The sequence below is a fragment of the Pseudoalteromonas sp. M58 genome (assembly GCF_042604605.1).
Lineage (GTDB): Bacteria > Pseudomonadota > Gammaproteobacteria > Enterobacterales > Alteromonadaceae > Pseudoalteromonas > Pseudoalteromonas tetraodonis.
The window spans coordinates 2,302,023-2,319,935 of record NZ_CP152390.1 but is presented as its reverse complement, the minus strand read 5'-3'; the positions used below and the strand labels follow the sequence as shown (position 1 = coordinate 2,319,935).

Genomic DNA, 17,913 nt, shown 5'->3' with positions numbered 1-17,913 from the left:
ACCTTTAAATTTTATTGCGAATAAGGTCACGAACAATAAATCGGCCTGGGTGAATAGCTTGGCTTACGCGTTCGCTTAGTGGGCGAGGTTCATTGTTTAAACTACTAATTAGGTGCTCGGCAGATAGCGGTGCACTGCATAATGCTCGCGCGCCAAAGCCGGTAAAAATATGCAGGCCCTGTTGTGGTTTTTTTAATGCTTGGTATTGATAGCGCTTACCCAAACGTAAATTAGCAAATGCATGTGTATAGTCAGTTTGCTCCACCCATTCACCGGCCATAGGTAAGTGATCAATAAAACTACAGCGAACAGCGGCTTTAGCAGAGCTAATATCGCCTAAGCTGGTGGCAAATTCAGTGTTGTTATAAAAGCTCAGCAGTTGCTCGCGGTTGGTTCGATTATCTTGCTCGGTCACTTCACGGCTTTTACTGTTTTTTTCAAAGGTGGCGCCCATACAATGGTGATCTAAATAAGCGGGGGTGAAATACCCCTTGTGACACAACACGGTTTTTAGCTTACGTGATTGCGTGCTTGCTTGAACATGTGACACCTGTCCGCGTACGCCAACAATAGGGAGCGTTTTAGTTTGCGCAAATGCATCGCTGTGTTCACCGGCGCAAATAATCAAATCGCTAAAGGGGCCAAATGTTTGTTTTTGCGTTGTTAAGTACCAGCCATCGGGTTGTTTGTTAAGTTGCTCAATGTGGCAATTAAATAAGCTCTCAAACTCATTTAATTGCTGTGCGGCATCTAACATAGCACTGACTAACTGGGGGGGATTAACCCAGCCGCCTTGTTCAAAAAACACCCCTGAGTAACCTGTTTTAACCCCAGCAATAGCATCACCCTCATCAGCAGTCACATTTCGCATAAGCTGCTCTGGCCACAGTTGTTTATCAGCGAGATTTTGATGACGCTCTGCCAATGGTTTTTTTACTGCATGTTGCAGCACACCACACCACTGGTGATCAAACAAAAAGCCATTGTTGAGTAATTGATTGTAAAGCCGCTTTGCGTATAAAAAACTATGGGCAAATAGTTCACTGTGTGGCGAATTTTTTGCTTGTAAATGCGGATATATCGCCCCTTGTACATTGTGAGATGCCCCCATGGCCGGTTGTTTATCTTGGCAAAATAAGTGGCTTGGTATACCGCGTTTTGCAAGGCTATAAAGAATACAACTGCTGGCTATACCACCGCCAATAACAGCCACATTGGTAAGGGGAGAGAAGTGATGCTCAAAATAGGCGGGGGCCGATTGTTTTGAATTAGCCTGAGCGAGTGTGCCAACTAGCATCTCTCGTTTTCGGCCAAAGCCTTTGGCTTTTTGCATGCTAAAGCCTGCCTCGTTTAGTCCTCTGCGCACAAAGCCCGCAGCGGTAAACGTGGCTAATGTGGCATTGCTTCTAGAAATATCGACCATGGCATTAAATACACTTTGCTGCCACATGTCGGGGTTTTTACTCGGTGCAAAACCATCTAAAAACCATGCGTCAACCAGTCCACTTTGTGGATAGCTCATGCTATTAATACATTCCAGCACATCACCAAAGTAGAGGTCGAGCACCACAAGGCCATTGGCAAATTCAAGGCGATGACAACCGGTTAAATTAATCGGGTAGTGGGAGACGAGTTGGGCGCTTAAATGACTTAAACTAGGCCAAGCTTGCAAGGCTTGTTTTAAATCATTTACGCTAAGTGGATATTTTTCAAAAGAAATAAAATGCAGTCGTTGCACGTTATTAGACTGTTGACTTTGAACTTGTGGGCATTGCAGGTGGTCATAAAACTGCTGCCATGCATTTAAAAAATTAAGCCCTGTACCAAAACCGGTTTCGGCTATAACAAAGTGCTCACGGTCATGATTTTGTAACCGTGACTCTATATTGTTTTGTTGATAAAACACATAATGAGACTCAGCGAGGCCGTCGTCATTAGAAAAATAAACATCATCAAAGTCATTAGCAACCGGTGTCCCTAAATCATTAAAGTGTATGTGGGCGTTTTTTATCATGACCAATTCAATTTTATAGATAATTTTTTAATTATTTTACGTGTTTTCTTTGAAATAGTCTGGCGTTATTTATAAGCTGTAGGTTCAGAGTACAAGTGTACGCTAGAAAGCTGACCACTTAGGTGATTAAATTCGCGTAAAATAGAACACAATTAAGTATTAAGCTAAGGGAATTACCCATGAGAAGAGCCGTAATAACAGGCATCGGTGTTGTATCAAGCATCGGCAATAATAAAGAAGAAGTATTAGAGTCACTAAGAGCGGGTAAAAGCGGTATTGCTTTTAACCAAGAATTTGCTGATTACAAATTGCGCAGCAATGTATCAGGTAAAATTGATATTGATGTTAAAGAGCATGTTGACCGCAAAGCAATGCGCTTTATGGGTGATGCAGCGGCTTATTCTTATATCTCAATGGCACAAGCGATTGAAGATGCGGGCCTTAGCGACGAACAAGTATCAAACGAGCGCACTGGTTTATTAGTGGGTTCTGGCGGCGGTTCATCAAAATGGCAAGTAGAAGCGGCCGATATCCTTCGCGAAAAAGGCGTTAAGCGCGTTGGCCCTTACATGGTGCCACGTACTATGGCGAGCACCACCTCGGCTTGTTTAGCAACGCCATTTAAAATTAAAGGCGTTAACTATTCAATTAGCTCTGCGTGTGCAACCTCTGCGCATTGTATTGGCCATGCCGTTGAGCAAATTCAACTAGGCAAGCAAGACGTTATTTTTGCAGGTGGGGGTGAAGAACTTCACTGGACGCTAGCGATGGAATTTGACGCTATGGGCGCGCTTTCGACTAAATATAACGACACACCTGAAAAAGCATCACGTACATACGATGCTAACCGTGATGGTTTTGTGATTTCAGCCGGTGGCGGTATTGTGGTTGTTGAAGAGCTAGAACACGCACTTGCACGTGGCGCGCACATTTATGCTGAAATTACCGGTTACGGCGCAACCTCAGATGGTTACGACATGGTTGCACCATCGGGTGAGGGCGCAGTACGTTGTATGCGCCAAGCAATGCAAAACGTTGATAGCATTGATTACTTGAATACCCATGGTACGTCAACACCCGTAGGCGATGTGAAAGAGCTGGGCGCTATTCAAGAAGTATTTGGTGGTAACTCGCCAATGATCAGCGCAACTAAAGCAATGACAGGCCATGCACTGGGGGCGGCAGGTGTACACGAAGCCATCTTTTCATTGCTAATGCTTGAGCATGGTTTTGTTGCGCCATCTATCAATATTGATGAGCTTGATGAGCAAGCAGCGGGCTTGAACATTGTAACTGAAGCCAAAGACGTTGAACTAAATACGGTTATGTCTAACAGTTTTGGTTTTGGCGGCACCAATGCCACATTAGTAATGAGCAAATACAAAGGCTAAGTAAACCTTTAACTATTTTAAAGCCGAGCAAAATGCTCGGCTTTTTCGTTTGTGCAAATAGGCGGTTGTTCGTTACAATAGAGCCTCATTTTGCCAAACGGATTCACAATGAAAATTCTTGCCGATCAAAATATGCCTTTAGTTGAGCAATTCTTTAAAGATATGGGTGAGGTTGAACGATTTGATGGCAGGCAATTAACTCCAGAACAACTCATTGATGTTGATGTATTACTCACTCGTTCAGTCACGCAGGTCAATAGTGAATTATTAGCACAGGCTAATAAGCTAAGCTTTGTAGGTACAGCCACTATTGGTGTGGATCATATTGATACCGATTTGCTCAACGCAAAAAATATTGCTTTTACCAGTGCACCAGGCTGCAATGCGATTGCGGTTGCTGAATATGTGATCAGTAGTTTATTTGCATTAAGTCAAGAAAACGCCAGCCCATTAAGCGGAAAAACAATTGGTATTGTGGGTGTGGGTAATATTGGTAGCTGCCTCGCGCACAAGCTAAAAGCACTTAACGTTAATTTACTATTGTGCGACCCAATAAAGCATGAGCAAGGGCTATTACCCGAGCACGTTGAGCTTGATGAGCTATTAGCGCAGTCAGATATAGTCACGTTTCATGTGCCGTTAGTAAAAACAGGTACGCATAAAACACTGCACATGCTTGATAAAAAGCGCTTAACTACGCTTAAACCTGGGCTTACTTTAATTAACGCCAGCAGAGGTGATGTGATTGATAATCAAGCATTACTTGAGGTGATGGAAGCCGGCGCTGAGCTCGATTTAGTGTTGGATGTGTGGGAAAACGAACCTAACATTTTAACCGAGTTACTTGAGCATGTTCGCTATGCCAGTGTGCACATTGCCGGACATACTCTTGAGGGTAAAGCTCGGGGTACACAAATGTTGTATCAAAGCTTGTGTGAGCTAAAAGGGGTTAACGCAATAAAATCGCTTGATGATTTTTTACCGCCTCCTGCAATTAAAAAAGTCGCCCTAGGAAGTAGTTTTAGCGAAACAGATATAGCCCGTTTAGTGCACTTAGTTTATGACGTACGCCGTGATGATGGCATTTTACTGCGTCACTTGGCCGATGAAGGCTTTGACAGTTTACGAAAAAATTATCCAACCCGACGTGAGTTTAGCACCGTGGTGGTTGAAGGTGATAGCACCGAGCTTGCTGCACTTGCGCAGCTTGGTTTTACTACAGCAAACTAATTTAATTAGCACGGTTGTTTTAATCGTGCTTACAGAGGATGAAATATGTCGCAAAAATATAACGTTGCCGTACTCGGCGCTACAGGCCTTGTAGGTCGTCAAATCATTGAAACTTTGGAAGATCGTAAATTTCCGGTCGATCAGCTGTTTTTATTAGCAAGCAGCCGCAGTGCTGGCGAAGATATAAAGTTTCGTGGTGAGACCATAGAAGTACGTGATGTTGAAGGCTTTGACTTTAGCCAAGCGCATATCGGTTTATTTTCTGCTGGTGGCAGTGTATCTGAAAAATATGCCCCTATTGCCGCAGACGCTGGCTGTATCGTTATTGATAACACATCGCACTTTAGAAATGACTTTGAAGTGCCGCTTATTGTGCCAGAAGTAAATGCATCGAGCTTAGCCGATTTTAGAAATCGTAATATTATTGCCAACCCTAATTGTTCAACCATTCAAATGATGCTTGCGCTTAAGCCTATTTATGATGCATACGGCATTGATCGTATTAACGTTTCAACTTACCAAGCGGTGTCGGGAGCGGGTAAAGAGGCAGTTGATGAACTGGCTAAACAAACTGCAAATTTAATGAATGCACGCCCAATGGAAAACGAAATATTTCCTAAGCAAATTGCGTTTAATGTAATACCGCAAATCGATAGCTTTGAAGATAACGGCTATACGCGCGAAGAAATGAAAATGGTAAACGAAACGCATAAAATTTTAGGCGATACAACCATTGCGGTAAACCCGACTTGTGTTCGCGTCCCTGTATTTTTTGGTCATTCTGAGTCAATTAATATTGAAACGCGTATGCCTTATGATTTTGAGCATGTAAAGCAACTATTGAGTGATGCGCCAGGTGTTGAGCTAATTGATGATGCTGGCGACTACCCAACGGCTGTGTCGGATGCCAGTGGTAATGATACTGTTTATATCGGCCGTTTACGTGCTGATATTTCACACCCACATGGATTAAATATGTGGGTAGTAAGTGATAATACCCGAAAAGGGGCTGCAACCAATAGTGTACAAATAGCAGAAGAACTGATTGCTAATTATATGTAATTAGCCTGAAAATAGTGATAATTTCAATAAACGGCAAACCACAGTGGTTTGCCGTTTTTTTATGCTTTAACCGCCATTTTTTTGCCACTTATTAACTGAGAGAGTGTAAACATCTTGATAAACAACATAAAAACATTTTTATCATGATGTTTAAGGTATTTATTTTCAATGCGTTGCGATGGATATTATGGCTTAACTGGTTTATAGTTTGTAACTGGAATAGAGCTTGCAATAAAAATAGATTGTAATAAAAATGTGCGTTGGCCACGTGGCTAACAACGGCAAGAATAATCAATGTTTAAGCGCCAATTTTAAAGCGCTGCGTTAACATTTAAACATTAAAGGATCAGCATGCGCGGTTTCGTTTCACTTATTATATTAGCGTCTGCACTGATGGTAACGACTGTTTACTCTCAAGACAGTACCCAATTAAGAGGGCCTAAAGGCGCAGATTACGGCGCGCAGGGTCGCTCTATTGGGCCAATAAAACCAACCGATACACTTTGGCGTATTGCCGTTAAAGTTCGCCCAGATAACTCAGTCAGCATTTATCAAGTTATGCAGGCCTTGTATAACAAAAACCCCAACTCATTTTTAGAACAAAACTTAAATCACATGCAAAGTGGTTCGTATTTAAAAATACCTACTTTGGCAGAAATTAGACGAGTAAACCCGCAATTAGCTAAGCAACGTTCTGAGCAAGACGATGAACTGTGGGAAAAAAAGAAAAATGGCACACTCACTCAAGCAGAGATCAATTCAGCACAAACACAAGTAACCCAAGCCCGCAAAGCAGACGTTGATGAAGCCAAAAAAGAATTACAACAAGAATTAAAAGCGATTAAAACAGATCAAGGTAATAAATTAGTTGAGCTTCAGCAGCAGTTTAAAAGTTCGGTTAGTAACGTAGAAGAGATTTTAGTTGAAAACAACAACCTTAAAAAACAGCTGACAGGTATTTCAAACGAGTTAGAAAACGTTCGTTTACAACTAGGGCAAGATAGTGAAATTCAACAACAGTTAAAAGAATTAATCGTTAAGCAAAACGAGATCATTGCACAGCAAAAATTAAAAGATGCAAAGCAAGAGAATGAATTTAGTTTTGCTGCATTACTCTCGAATCCTTTGGTACTCATTTTATTAATGACCATTCCAGCGTTGTTGATTATTTTTGCTGTAGTTATGTGGCTGCGTAAGCGTGGTAATAACCAAGAGCCTGAGAGTAACGATGATGAATTTATACCACAAGCGCCTGCGTATACTGACCCTTTAGATGAAATGCCAGAACCCACGCTTGACGAAGCGCCTGCTCCCGATCCACTTGATGATTTAAGTGTGCAGTTAGATGAGAACATGGATGACGTATTACTTGATGATGATGTGGAGTTTAATGATGATCTCGATGATGACAGTTTATTAGATCAAGATGAGTTAGAAAGCTTACTTAATGATGATGTTGTTTTTGAAGATGAAAATACTGAGGGCGATGAACTTGATGTTTTCATGCAACAAGATTTTGATAGCCCTGATGAAGATGACACGGGCGATACAATTAATCTTGACGAATCGGATGATATTTTAAGTGCGGATGATTTAGATAGCCTGTTTGATGAAGAAGATGACGATTCATTACCAGATGAACCCCAAGGTGAATCGAATGATGATATGGCTGCACTCAGTGAAGAGCTCGCCGAAGAGGGCGAAGACTTCGACATTGATGATTTACTCGATGAAAATAATGAGCAGGCAACTGACACATCAGCAGACGATGACGAATTTGATATTGACGATTTACTCGATGCAGAGCAACCCGCTACTGCACAAAGTGAAGAAACCGATATTGACAGCTTAGTTGATGAAGATGACGAATTTGATATCGACGATTTACTCGATGCAGAGCAACCCGCTGCTGCACAGAGTGAAGAAACTGATATTGACAGCTTAGTTGAAGAAGATGACGAGATTGACATTGATGACTTGCTTGATGCAGAGCAACCCGCTGCTGCAGAGAGTGAAGAAACTGATATTGACAGTTTAGTTGATGAAGGTGACGAATTTGATATTGACGACTTACTTGATGCAGAGCAACCTGCTGCTGAAGTCGAAAATGCAGAGCCTGATATTGACAGCTTAGTTGATGAAGATGACGAAGTTGATATTGACGACTTACTTGATGCTGAGCAACCGGCTACTGAAGCTCAAAGTGAAGAGCCTGATATTGACAGCTTAGTAGATGAAGACGATGAAGTTAATATTGACGATTTACTTGATGCAGAACAATCGGCTACTGAAGCTCAAAGTGAAGAGCCAGACATCGACAGCCTAGTTGATGAAGACGAAGTAGATATTGACGATGTACTGGATGCGGAGCAACCTGAAAGTGATGTTCATGATTCTGAAATAGATCATGCATTGGCGGACTCAATTGAAGATTTAGCTGACGCGCAAGAAGAGTTAAATAGTGAAGATGTAGAATCTATCGCTTCATCTTTTGCTGAGCCAGAAGTAGAGCCAGAGCCAGGCGTTGAAGCTGAGCCGGAGCTTGAAGAAGAACCTGAACTTGAAGCAGAGCCAGAACTTGAAGTAGAGCCTGAGCTTGAAGCAGAGCCTGAACTTGAAGTAGAACCAGAGCTTGAAACAGAGCCTGAAATTGAAGTAGAACCAGAGCTTGAAGTAGAGCCTGAGCTTGAAGTAGAGCCTGAGCTTGAAGTAGAGCCTGAGCTTGAAGTAGAGCCTGAGCTTGAAGTAGAACCAGAACTTGAAGCTGAGCCAGAAGTTGCAGCTGAGCCGGAGCTTGAAGAAGAACCTGAACTTGAAGCAGAGCCTGAACTTGAAGTAGAACCAGAGCTTGAAGTAGAGCCTGAGCTTGAAGTAGAACCAGAACTTGAAGCTGAGCCAGAAGTTGCAGCTGAGCCGGAGCTTGAAGAAGAACCTGAACTTGAAGTAGAACCAGAGCTTGAAGCAGAGCCAGAACTTGAAGTAGAGCCAGAAGTTGAAGTAGAACCAGAGCTTGAAGCTGAGCCGGAGCTTCAAGCAGAACTTGAACCTGAGCCTGAGTTTGACGTTGGATCTGAAGGTGATTTCACCGATACATCTTCTACATTACTCGATCAAGAGGATGCCTTAGATGAATTTAACGATGAAAACCTTGAAAGTATTGATGATCTGTTAAGTGAGTTAGAACAACCTACCGACGACTATGTAGAAACACCAGATTGGTCAGTTGATGGTGTAGATGATGAACTTAAAGCAGAATCTGAACTTGAAGTAGAAGCTGAGCCAGAAATTGAAGCTGAGACAGAACTTGAAGCAGAGCCAGAACTTGAAGCAGAGCCAGAACTTGAAGCAGAGCCTGAACTTGAAGTTGAGCCTGAACTTGAAGTAGAACCTGAACTTGAAGTAGAACCTGAGCTTGAAGCAGAGCCTGAACTTGAAGTTGAGCTTGAACTTGAAGTAGAACCTGAGCTTGAAGCTGAGCCGGAACTTGAAGTAGAGCCTGAACTTGAAGCAGAACCTGAGCTTGAAGCTGAGCCGGAGCTTGAAGCAGAACCTGAACTTGAAGCCGAGCCGGAGCTTGAAGAAGAACCTGAACTTGAAGTAGAGCCAGAGCTTGAAGCAGAACCAGAGCTTGAAGCAGAGCCTGAGCTTGAAGCAGAGCCTGAGCTTGAAGCAGAACCAGAGCTTGAAGCAGAGCCTGAGCTTGAAGCAGAGCCTGAGCTTGAAGCAGAGCCTGAACTTGAAGCAGAGCCTGAGCTTGAAGCAGAGCCTGAGCTTGAAGCAGAGCCTGAGCTTGAAGTAGAGCCTGAACTTGAAGCAGAGCCTGAGCTTGAAGTAGAGCCTGAACTTGAACCAGAGCTTGAAGCAGAACCAGAGCCTGAGCTTGAAGCAGAGCCTGAGCTTGAAGTAGAACCAGAGCTTGAACAAGATCCTGAGTTTGACGTTGAATCAGAAGATGACTTTACCGATACGTCTTCAACCTTACTCGACCCAGAAGATGCGCTTGACGAGTACGACGGTGAAAACTTTAAAAGCGTTGATGATCTTTTAAGTGAACTTGAGCAAACAAGCGATGCAGATGAACACGTTCCTGATTGGTCACTCGACGATTTAAACGATGAGCTTGATGAAGATGAAATTGATTTAGGTGATGATCCGCTTGCTGGTGATATCCAAAACAATGATTTATCGACAGATGACGATGAGCTATACGAGCCAGAAATAGTTACACCGAGTGAAGAGCTTGAAGAATATCCTGAGTTAGAGCTTGATGATGAGTTGCCTTTATCTGATGAAGAGCATCAATCACTAACACCAGAAGAGCTACAAGGTGATAATTTAGACGGTGATGCAACGGGTATGTCACCAAGTCAAGCAGAGCAAGATCTCGCTAATGCACTATCCGCAGGTAATGATCTCGATAGCTTAGAAGACGATTTTGATGATGAATTATTACTAGACAATGAGTTTTCAGAGTCAAACACTGCGCAAGGTCTAGATAATGAAGTTTCAGAGCCTGAAAAGCTGACTGAACAAATTATAGATGAGCAAAGCGTTAGCACAGACGATGAGTTTGATGATGAACAACTTGATGCTTTAGCTGAATCATCAGAGTTTACTGACGAGCAAACGAACGCTGACCGTGAAGCTGATTTAACGCAAGGCCCAGTATCGCCAGAATCAGACATGATTTCAGATGATGAGCTTGACGATGAGTTCATGGCTGATTTAACACAAACTGATTTTGATGCCTTGCTTAATGAACTGGCAGAACCTGAAAATGTTGATTTAAGTGACAGCAGTGAGTTTGATGTTGATTTTAATAGCTTACTAAGTGAAGACTTAGCTGACGAAAGTGCATCCTCGTTGCAAGAGCCTATTGAGCAACCAGAGGTTACTGAGCCATTAGCGCAGGATGACTTTGTTGATATTGATGCATTGTTAGAGCAAAGCGATGAAGCTGATTTAGATCACGAACCTTACACAGACGTCGATATGGATGTTGGTTTAGGTGAGTATGATTCACTTCTGGCTGGTGATAACCCTATGGATGTTGATACCCAAAGCGGGGGTTACTCAGCTAAGCTTGATCTTGCACATGCCTATATTGAGATTGATGATGCAGACTCAGCAGTTAAAATCCTGGATGAGATCATTAATAATGGCCCGGATGATGTGCAAGAAGAAGCGCAAAGCTTAAAGGCTAAACTTAAAAATTAATAACCAAGCTCCTGTAAGGTATGGTTGATATGAAAACCCGTTATTAGTGATGCTAATAGCGGGTTTTTTGTATTGCATAGTTAGGAACCTTAGTTCGCTGCTTTTATTGGGACGCCATATAGCATAAAATGCAGCGTCGATTAGCACAGTAGGTAAAGCAGTAATTATGCGAGTAGCACTTGGAGTAGAATACAATGGCGCACGTTACAGTGGTTGGCAGCGTCAATCACACGTAAATAGTGTACAACAAGAAGTAGAAAAAGCGTTGTCGCGCATTTGTAATCATCCAGTTGAAATTGTATGTGCAGGGCGTACCGATGCCGGTGTACATGGCACTGGACAAGTAGTGCATTTTGATACACATGCTGAGCGTGAAATGGTGGCCTTTACATTAGGTATGAACACCTTATTACCCAAAGATATTGCTATTCGTTTTGCACAACCTGTGGCGGAAGACTTTCATGCCCGCTTTAGTGCAACTGCTCGTCGTTATCGTTATGTTATTTACAATTATGCGTTTCGTGGTGCGGTATTAAATGAAGGTGTTACACATTTTCATCACCCACTAGATGAAGTGAAAATGCAGCAGGCGTGTCAATATTTACTAGGTGAGCATGACTTTACCTCGTTTAGAGCGCTGCACTGCCAAGCTAATACGGCAACGCGAACGATTCATCATTTATCGGTACAGCGCCAAGGTGCTTATGTCATTATTGATATTAAAGCCAATGCGTTTTTACACCATATGGTACGTAATATTACGGGTTGTTTAATGGATATTGGCTTACACAAACATGAACCAATTTGGTTAAAAGAGCTGCTAGATGTTAAAGAGCGAGCTAAAGCGAGCGCTACAGCAAAAGCAGCAGGTTTATATTTAGTGGATGTTGATTATCCAGATCATTTTAATATCCCTAGAACGCCGCTAGGACCATTGTTTTTAGCCGACAGTGATATTTGATAAGTAACGAGATGTGTATATTTTGAGGCTAAATTTATACGCTGTTATTCGTATTGCTAACTACTAAGACCAGTTTTTTATACCGTGACAGCGTAATTCATGTTTTAATTGGAAAAATTTGTTTGCATGGTTAACATGTAGACTCGCGACACAGAACAGCATTAAGAGAGTTGCAAATGAGTTGGCTAGAAAAAATCTTACCAAAAACGACTAAATCTTCAGGTCGTAAAGAAATTCCAGAAGGTGTATGGGCTAAATGTACGTCATGTGATTCAATTTTATATAAAGCAGAATTAGAAAAATCACTGAACGTATGCCCTAAATGCGATCATCATATGCGTGTTAGTGGTCGTAAACGTCTTGAACAGTTTTTAGATGAAGGCGATCGTCACGAGTTAGGCGCCCAACACGAACCTAAAGATGTGCTTAAATTTAGAGACTCAAAAAAATACTCAGATCGTATCAATGCAGCTCAAAAGTCAAGCGGTGAAAAAGACGCGCTTGTCGCAATGAAAGGGAACCTAAAAGGTATTCCGGTTGCTGCTGTTGCATTTGAATTCTCATTTATGGGTGGCTCAATGGCATCGGTAGTGGGTGCCCGTTTTGTTGACGCGGTTGACCAATGTTTAGAGCATAATATGCCGCTGATTTGTTTTTCTGCATCGGGCGGTGCTCGTATGCAAGAAGCCCTTATGTCACTTATGCAAATGGCTAAAACCAGTGCGGCACTGGCTAAAATGACTGAAAAAGGCCTACCGTTTATTTCTGTAATGACAGATCCAACAATGGGTGGTGTATCAGCATCATTGGCAATGCTTGGTGATATTAATGTTGCAGAGCCTAAAGCTTTGATTGGTTTTGCCGGTCCGCGTGTTATTGAACAAACTGTTCGCGAAACGCTACCAGAGGGTTTCCAACGCAGTGAATTCTTGTTAGAACATGGCGCAATCGACATGATTATAGACCGTCGAGAAATGCGCGATACGCTAGCACGTATCTTAGCAAAATTTATGAACTTGCCTTCTACGGAACAAGAGCATAGAGTAGCGTAAATTTCAGCTTTACTGATTACATGCTATGACAAAAACAATTCCTAGCCAATCATCAAGCCTTGATGATTGGCTTTGTTATTTAGAGAGTGTTCACCCTGCTAATATAGAAATGGGTTTAGAACGCGTTGCTCGTGTTGCTAACAACATTGGGCTTTTAACCTCCTCAAGTAAAATCATTCTTATTGCAGGCACCAATGGCAAAGGCACAACAGCACGTTGTTTAGAGTCACTGTTATTAGCCCAAGGTTATCGTGTTGGTACTTATGCTTCTCCGCATTTAATTCGTTACAATGAGCGCGTACGCGTTGATGGCGCAGAGCTTGACGATCAATACCATGTCGATGCGTTTAATTTATTAGAACAAGGTCGTGGTGACACCCCACTGACATATTTTGAATATGGCACCTTAGGCGCGTTAGCAATATTCAAGCGTTTAGAGGTTGATTACGTGCTGTTAGAGGTAGGTTTAGGCGGGCGTTTTGACGCGACCAATATTGTTACCCCCTATGCCAGCATCATCACCACCATCGACTTAGATCATAAAGAATACTTAGGTGACACGCGTGAATTAGTTGCTTATGATAAAGCGGGTATTTTTCGAGAGAGTACTCCTGCAATTATTGGGGACTTAAATATTCCACATACAATGACCGATTATGGTAAAGAAATTAACGCTAATATGGTGTTATCTGGCAGCGACTTTATTTTTAAAGAGCACGCCCAGAGTTTTAGTTGGCAATTTAAAGAGCATAATCTTGAGTTACCTAAACCAGCAATCCCATGTCAAAATGTAGCCACGGCATTAACCGCTCTATCGGTATTAAACTTATTACCGAGCGATGAGGTGATTACTCAGTGTTTAGCGAACTTAGTCGTTGAGGGACGTTTTCAACAACTAAGTGCAGAGCCATTAGTGTATACCGATGTAGCACATAACCCTGAATCAGCTCGCTATTTAGCGACTAAATTAGCAAGCTATAAAGATAAAGGCTTTAAAATTCATGCATTAGCCGCTATGCTTGCTGATAAAGATAAGGTTGGTGTGCTTAAAGAAGTTAGTGATGTAGTAGATGAATGGTCGTTTGCGAGCTTAGAGGGCCCACGCGGCGATAGCGCTGCTAATTTACATCAGGCACTTTTAAGCATTCCTAATAGTTATTTTAAACAGGGTTATAATAGCGTAGAGGCAGCATTGGATGCTATCTTGCCAAACCAGCCAACTAACACACTATTAATTGTATTTGGTTCATTTTTTACCGTGGCTGGCGCTATTCATTACTTTAAAAAATAGAGAGGATGTCGGTGAACTCAGGTTTTATTAATCGCTTAGTCGGAACAAGTATTGTGGTGATCGCAGCAATTGTGTTTATTCCCAATATACTCGATGGTGAAAAAGTGCACTATAAAGAAGGCTTTAAAGCGATTCCAGAACGCTCTGAGTTCAAGACCATTGATTTGCAAGAATCAATCGATCAAAAAGTGGCAAATGCACAGCCTTTAAAAGAGGATGAAGTTGAAGATATTCAGCCTGATGATGCCGCATTTGAACAGCAAAACAGTGCTGCTCAAACAGACATTACCGACCAGCCTGCAATGGTTGAAGCGGTAATACCTGATACAAACCAAAGCAGTACGGCTGCAATTCAAGAACCTACGCGCCCAGCTAACGAAAACTTAACTAGCATGGCGTATGTTATTCAGTTAGGTAGTTTTTCACATGCAGCCAATGTAAAAGCGCTGCAAGCTAAGCTCAAGGCTAAAGGGTTTAAAACTTTTACTAAACCAGTTAAAACGCCAAATGGGACGTTAACGAAAGTTTTTGTCGGACCATCACTGAATAAACAAGAACTGCAATCTCAACTTCCTGCACTTAAAGAGTTAACCAAACTCAACGGTAAAGTCACCCAATTTGAAGTGACCAAATAAATTCAATAAAAGGAAGTGTGTTTATCGCGAGATATTACACACTTACCTCGTCTTATTTTATACGTTTAAATAGACCTTTATCGCATTTTTAGCTTCGCTCCTTTACTTATCAATGCCCACACAAAAATAGCAAAATAGATGCGCTATAAACAAAATGTTTGTTGTTTTTATAACGGTGAGACTGCGCTATTTTTAATCTAATAATGGTGTGTGTTTACTCACCTGTAATCTCACGCTTAAACTTGCATCACAAGGAGGTTTAGGTATAGAATGCGCCCAAAATTAGCGACTAATTGGTTCTTATGATCTGGGTTGATTACGCCATTCTTGGCATTATTGCACTCTCTACCATCATCGGTTTAATACGCGGCTTTGTTAAAGAAGCTATGTCATTAGCGGTATGGGCAGGGGCTTTCATCATCTCCAGCTTATTTTATCAATATTTAGCTTCCTTCCTAACATCCATTTCTGAACCCCTTTTAAGAAATGCGGCGGCCATTGCCATATTATTCTTTGCGACGCTATTGTTAGGCGGTTTACTAAACTATATTTTAGGTGAGCTTGTACAGCGAACCGGATTATCCGGCACAGACCGTGTTTTTGGTGTGGTGTTTGGTGCTCTTCGAGGCGTGTTGGTCGTGAGCGCGTTACTCTTCTTTCTTGATGCTTTTACTGGTGCGCCAAGTACGCATTGGTGGGGCAACTCTATTTTGATTCCAGAATTTGGCTTTGTAGTTGAATGGTTCTTTTCGTACCTAGAAAACAACTCGAGCTTTTTAAATTCAGTAAACCGTTAATCGGCGAGGATAAATTACATGTGTGGTATCGTTGGAATAGTCGGAACATCGCCAGTTAATCAGGCGATTTATGATGGCTTAACCGTTTTGCAACACCGTGGCCAAGATGCTGCGGGTATCATAACTATTGAGAACAATACATTTAGCTTGCGCAAAGCAAATGGCCTAGTGAAAGATGTATTTCACACTCGTCATATGAAACGTTTGCAAGGCAATATTGGCATTGGCCATGTGCGTTACCCAACAGCGGGTTCTTCAAGTTCGTCAGAGGCTCAGCCGTTTTATGTAAACTCTCCATTTGGTATAGCGCTTGCGCATAATGGTAACTTAACCAATGCCGAGTCGTTAAAAGAGCAGTTATTTTCAGAGGCACGTCGCCATGTTAATACGACCTCTGATTCTGAAATTTTACTTAACATCATGGCGCATGAGCTAAGTAAATCAGACAAACTAAAATTAGACCCTGAAGATATTTTCACCGCGGTTACTGAAGTTAACAATAAAGTAAGTGGCGGTTATGCCACTATCGCCATGATTATCGGTCATGGTATTGTGGCGTTTCGCGATCCAAACGGTATTCGTCCATTGGTGTTTGGTAAACGTGAATCAGCAAACGGCACTGAATACATGTTTGCCTCAGAAAGCGTAGCATTAAAGCCTGACGGTTTTGAATTTGTTCGTGACGTTGCCCCAGGCGAAGCTATTTATGTCACTGAAAATGGAGAGTTTCACTCTTTAAGCTGTGCAGATAAAGTGTCTTACTCACCGTGTATTTTTGAATTTGTTTATTTTGCACGACCGGATTCAACCATTGACCGCATGTCAGTGTATGCAGCGCGTGTAAATATGGGGACTAAGTTAGGTGAAAAAGTAGCGCGTGAATGGGCAGACAAAGACATTGATGTGGTTATTCCTATTCCTGAAACCTCGTGTGATATTGCATTAGAAATGGCACGCGTGCTTGACTTACCGTATCGCCAAGGCTTTGTTAAAAATCGTTATATTGGTCGTACGTTTATTATGCCTGGCCAAGAGCTTCGTAAAAAATCAGTTCGCCAAAAACTCAATGCGATTGATCGTGAGTTTAAAGGTAAAAATGTCCTACTTGTTGATGACTCAATTGTACGTGGTACCACCTCAGCACAAATTGTAGAGATGGCACGCGAGTCAGGCGCTAAAAATGTTTACTTTGCATCAGCAGCACCTGAAATACGCTTTCCAAATGTATACGGTATAGATATGCCATCTGCGGCAGAACTTATTGCACACGGCCGTGAAGTAGAAGATATTAACCAAAGCATTAGCTCTGATGGTTTAATCTTTCAATCGTTAAGCGATTTAATTGCTGCCGTTAGCCAAGAAAACCCAGAGATCACTAAGTTTGAAACATCAGTGTTTGACGGACAATACATTACTGGCGACATTGATCAAGATTACTTAAACCGTATAGATAAGCTGCGCAACGATTCAGCTAAAAGCATCCGTGAAAACGCAATGTCATCTGGTTTAGAAATACATAATCAAGATGAAAACGAATCTGATTAATAATGTAATGTTAGCCTGATAGTATTTTAAGGCTAATAAAAAAAGGAGCTTAACAGCTCCTTTTTTGCGTCTATAGAAAAGGAATATTTAAGTAAACATGGGGCTGATAATACCGTTGGTCCATAGCATAGCGGTAAGTGCTAATATAATAACCAGTAAAATTAATCCACAGGTAACAACAGAGCTTGCATAAATAAAGCCGCGCTCTTGCGGAATGTGCATCAAAATTGGCACGCCGGTGTACAGTAAATAAACTGAGTAGGCGAGTGCAACTAATCCAACACACACCACAAACCACAGCTCAGGCCAAAAAGCTGCCAATGCCGACATAAACACCGGTGTAGCGGTATAAGCTGCCAGCTCAATTGTTTGGGTAAAAGTCGGTTTAGCACCAAAAGTAACCGCCATCCAATGGGCTAAATAGGCCAGTGCAAATACACCGCCAATTAAAGCGACATACATGGCTGCGCCAATCATCAGTGCGCTTTCATGGGTTAAAAATACTGGATTACCTGTACCTATACTCCAGCCTAAGTAAACCGATGAGTAGTACCCCATTGCAGAGGGAAATAAAGCGATAAGCAAAATGTGCGATAAGCTATAGGTTAAGCTTTCGTGACGGTTATCAATTGTTTGCCATTCTTCGAGTGGATGGGCGTATAAACCCCATAGGTGATTTAGTATCATTGCGTGCTCTCCATAAAAGGATATATTACTG

Annotated in this window: 12 protein-coding genes; 10 read left to right on the top strand and 2 right to left on the bottom strand. The window is 42.0% G+C overall.

What is annotated here, in order from left to right; translation table 11 throughout:
* Positions 1–4 precede the first annotated feature (4 nt).
* Entirely contained in the window at positions 5–2,014 is a 2,010-nt protein-coding gene (gene mnmC / locus AAGD16_RS10705; protein WP_377111646.1) for a bifunctional tRNA (5-methylaminomethyl-2-thiouridine)(34)-methyltransferase MnmD/FAD-dependent 5-carboxymethylaminomethyl-2-thiouridine(34) oxidoreductase MnmC, read from the bottom strand.
* A 179-nt stretch (positions 2,015–2,193) separates the two neighbouring features.
* Here mnmC and fabB point away from each other — a divergent pair, with 179 nt between their 5' ends.
* The 10 genes from fabB (at position 2,194) to purF (ending at position 17,195) form a co-directional block, all read left to right on the top strand.
* The gene (gene fabB / locus AAGD16_RS10700) at positions 2,194–3,405 is read left to right on the top strand and encodes a beta-ketoacyl-ACP synthase I (RefSeq protein WP_013465470.1); all 1,212 of its coding nucleotides are present in this window, start codon (positions 2,194–2,196) and stop codon (positions 3,403–3,405) included.
* A 108-nt stretch (positions 3,406–3,513) separates the two neighbouring features.
* Entirely contained in the window at positions 3,514–4,635 is a 1,122-nt protein-coding gene (locus AAGD16_RS10695) for a 4-phosphoerythronate dehydrogenase (protein ID WP_262975977.1), read from the top strand.
* Between the two features lie 45 nt (positions 4,636–4,680).
* Positions 4,681–5,697 (top strand): aspartate-semialdehyde dehydrogenase, encoded by a 1,017-nt coding sequence (locus AAGD16_RS10690; RefSeq protein ID WP_013465468.1) that lies wholly within the window; start codon positions 4,681–4,683, stop codon positions 5,695–5,697.
* A gap of 351 nt (positions 5,698–6,048) precedes the next feature.
* Entirely contained in the window at positions 6,049–10,914 is a 4,866-nt protein-coding gene (locus tag AAGD16_RS10685; protein WP_377111640.1) for a FimV/HubP family polar landmark protein, read from the top strand.
* 166 nt (positions 10,915–11,080) lie between these two features.
* Positions 11,081–11,875 (top strand): tRNA pseudouridine(38-40) synthase TruA, encoded by a 795-nt coding sequence (gene truA, locus AAGD16_RS10680; RefSeq protein ID WP_016899264.1) that lies wholly within the window; start codon positions 11,081–11,083, stop codon positions 11,873–11,875.
* 176 nt (positions 11,876–12,051) lie between these two features.
* Positions 12,052–12,927 carry an acetyl-CoA carboxylase, carboxyltransferase subunit beta gene (gene accD, locus AAGD16_RS10675; protein ID WP_013465465.1) on the top strand — a complete coding sequence of 292 codons (876 nt, stop codon included), beginning with the start codon at positions 12,052–12,054 and terminating at the stop codon, positions 12,925–12,927.
* 25 nt (positions 12,928–12,952) lie between these two features.
* The gene (gene folC, locus AAGD16_RS10670; protein WP_016899265.1) at positions 12,953–14,218 is read left to right on the top strand and encodes a bifunctional tetrahydrofolate synthase/dihydrofolate synthase; all 1,266 of its coding nucleotides are present in this window, start codon (positions 12,953–12,955) and stop codon (positions 14,216–14,218) included.
* An 11-nt stretch (positions 14,219–14,229) separates the two neighbouring features.
* Positions 14,230–14,853, top strand: a complete 624-nt coding sequence (locus AAGD16_RS10665) for an SPOR domain-containing protein (RefSeq protein ID WP_013465463.1) — start codon at positions 14,230–14,232, stop codon at positions 14,851–14,853.
* Positions 14,854–15,155: 302 nt separating this feature from the next.
* Positions 15,156–15,650 (top strand): CvpA family protein, encoded by a 495-nt coding sequence (locus AAGD16_RS10660; protein ID WP_024601787.1) that lies wholly within the window; start codon positions 15,156–15,158, stop codon positions 15,648–15,650.
* Positions 15,651–15,668: 18 nt separating this feature from the next.
* The gene (purF, locus tag AAGD16_RS10655) at positions 15,669–17,195 is read left to right on the top strand and encodes an amidophosphoribosyltransferase (protein WP_013465461.1); all 1,527 of its coding nucleotides are present in this window, start codon (positions 15,669–15,671) and stop codon (positions 17,193–17,195) included.
* An 87-nt stretch (positions 17,196–17,282) separates the two neighbouring features.
* On the opposite strand, the gene AAGD16_RS10650 is transcribed toward purF, so the two are convergent.
* Entirely contained in the window at positions 17,283–17,882 is a 600-nt protein-coding gene (locus tag AAGD16_RS10650) for a Yip1 family protein (RefSeq protein ID WP_008111059.1), read from the bottom strand.
* Positions 17,883–17,913: the final 31 nt, after the last annotated feature.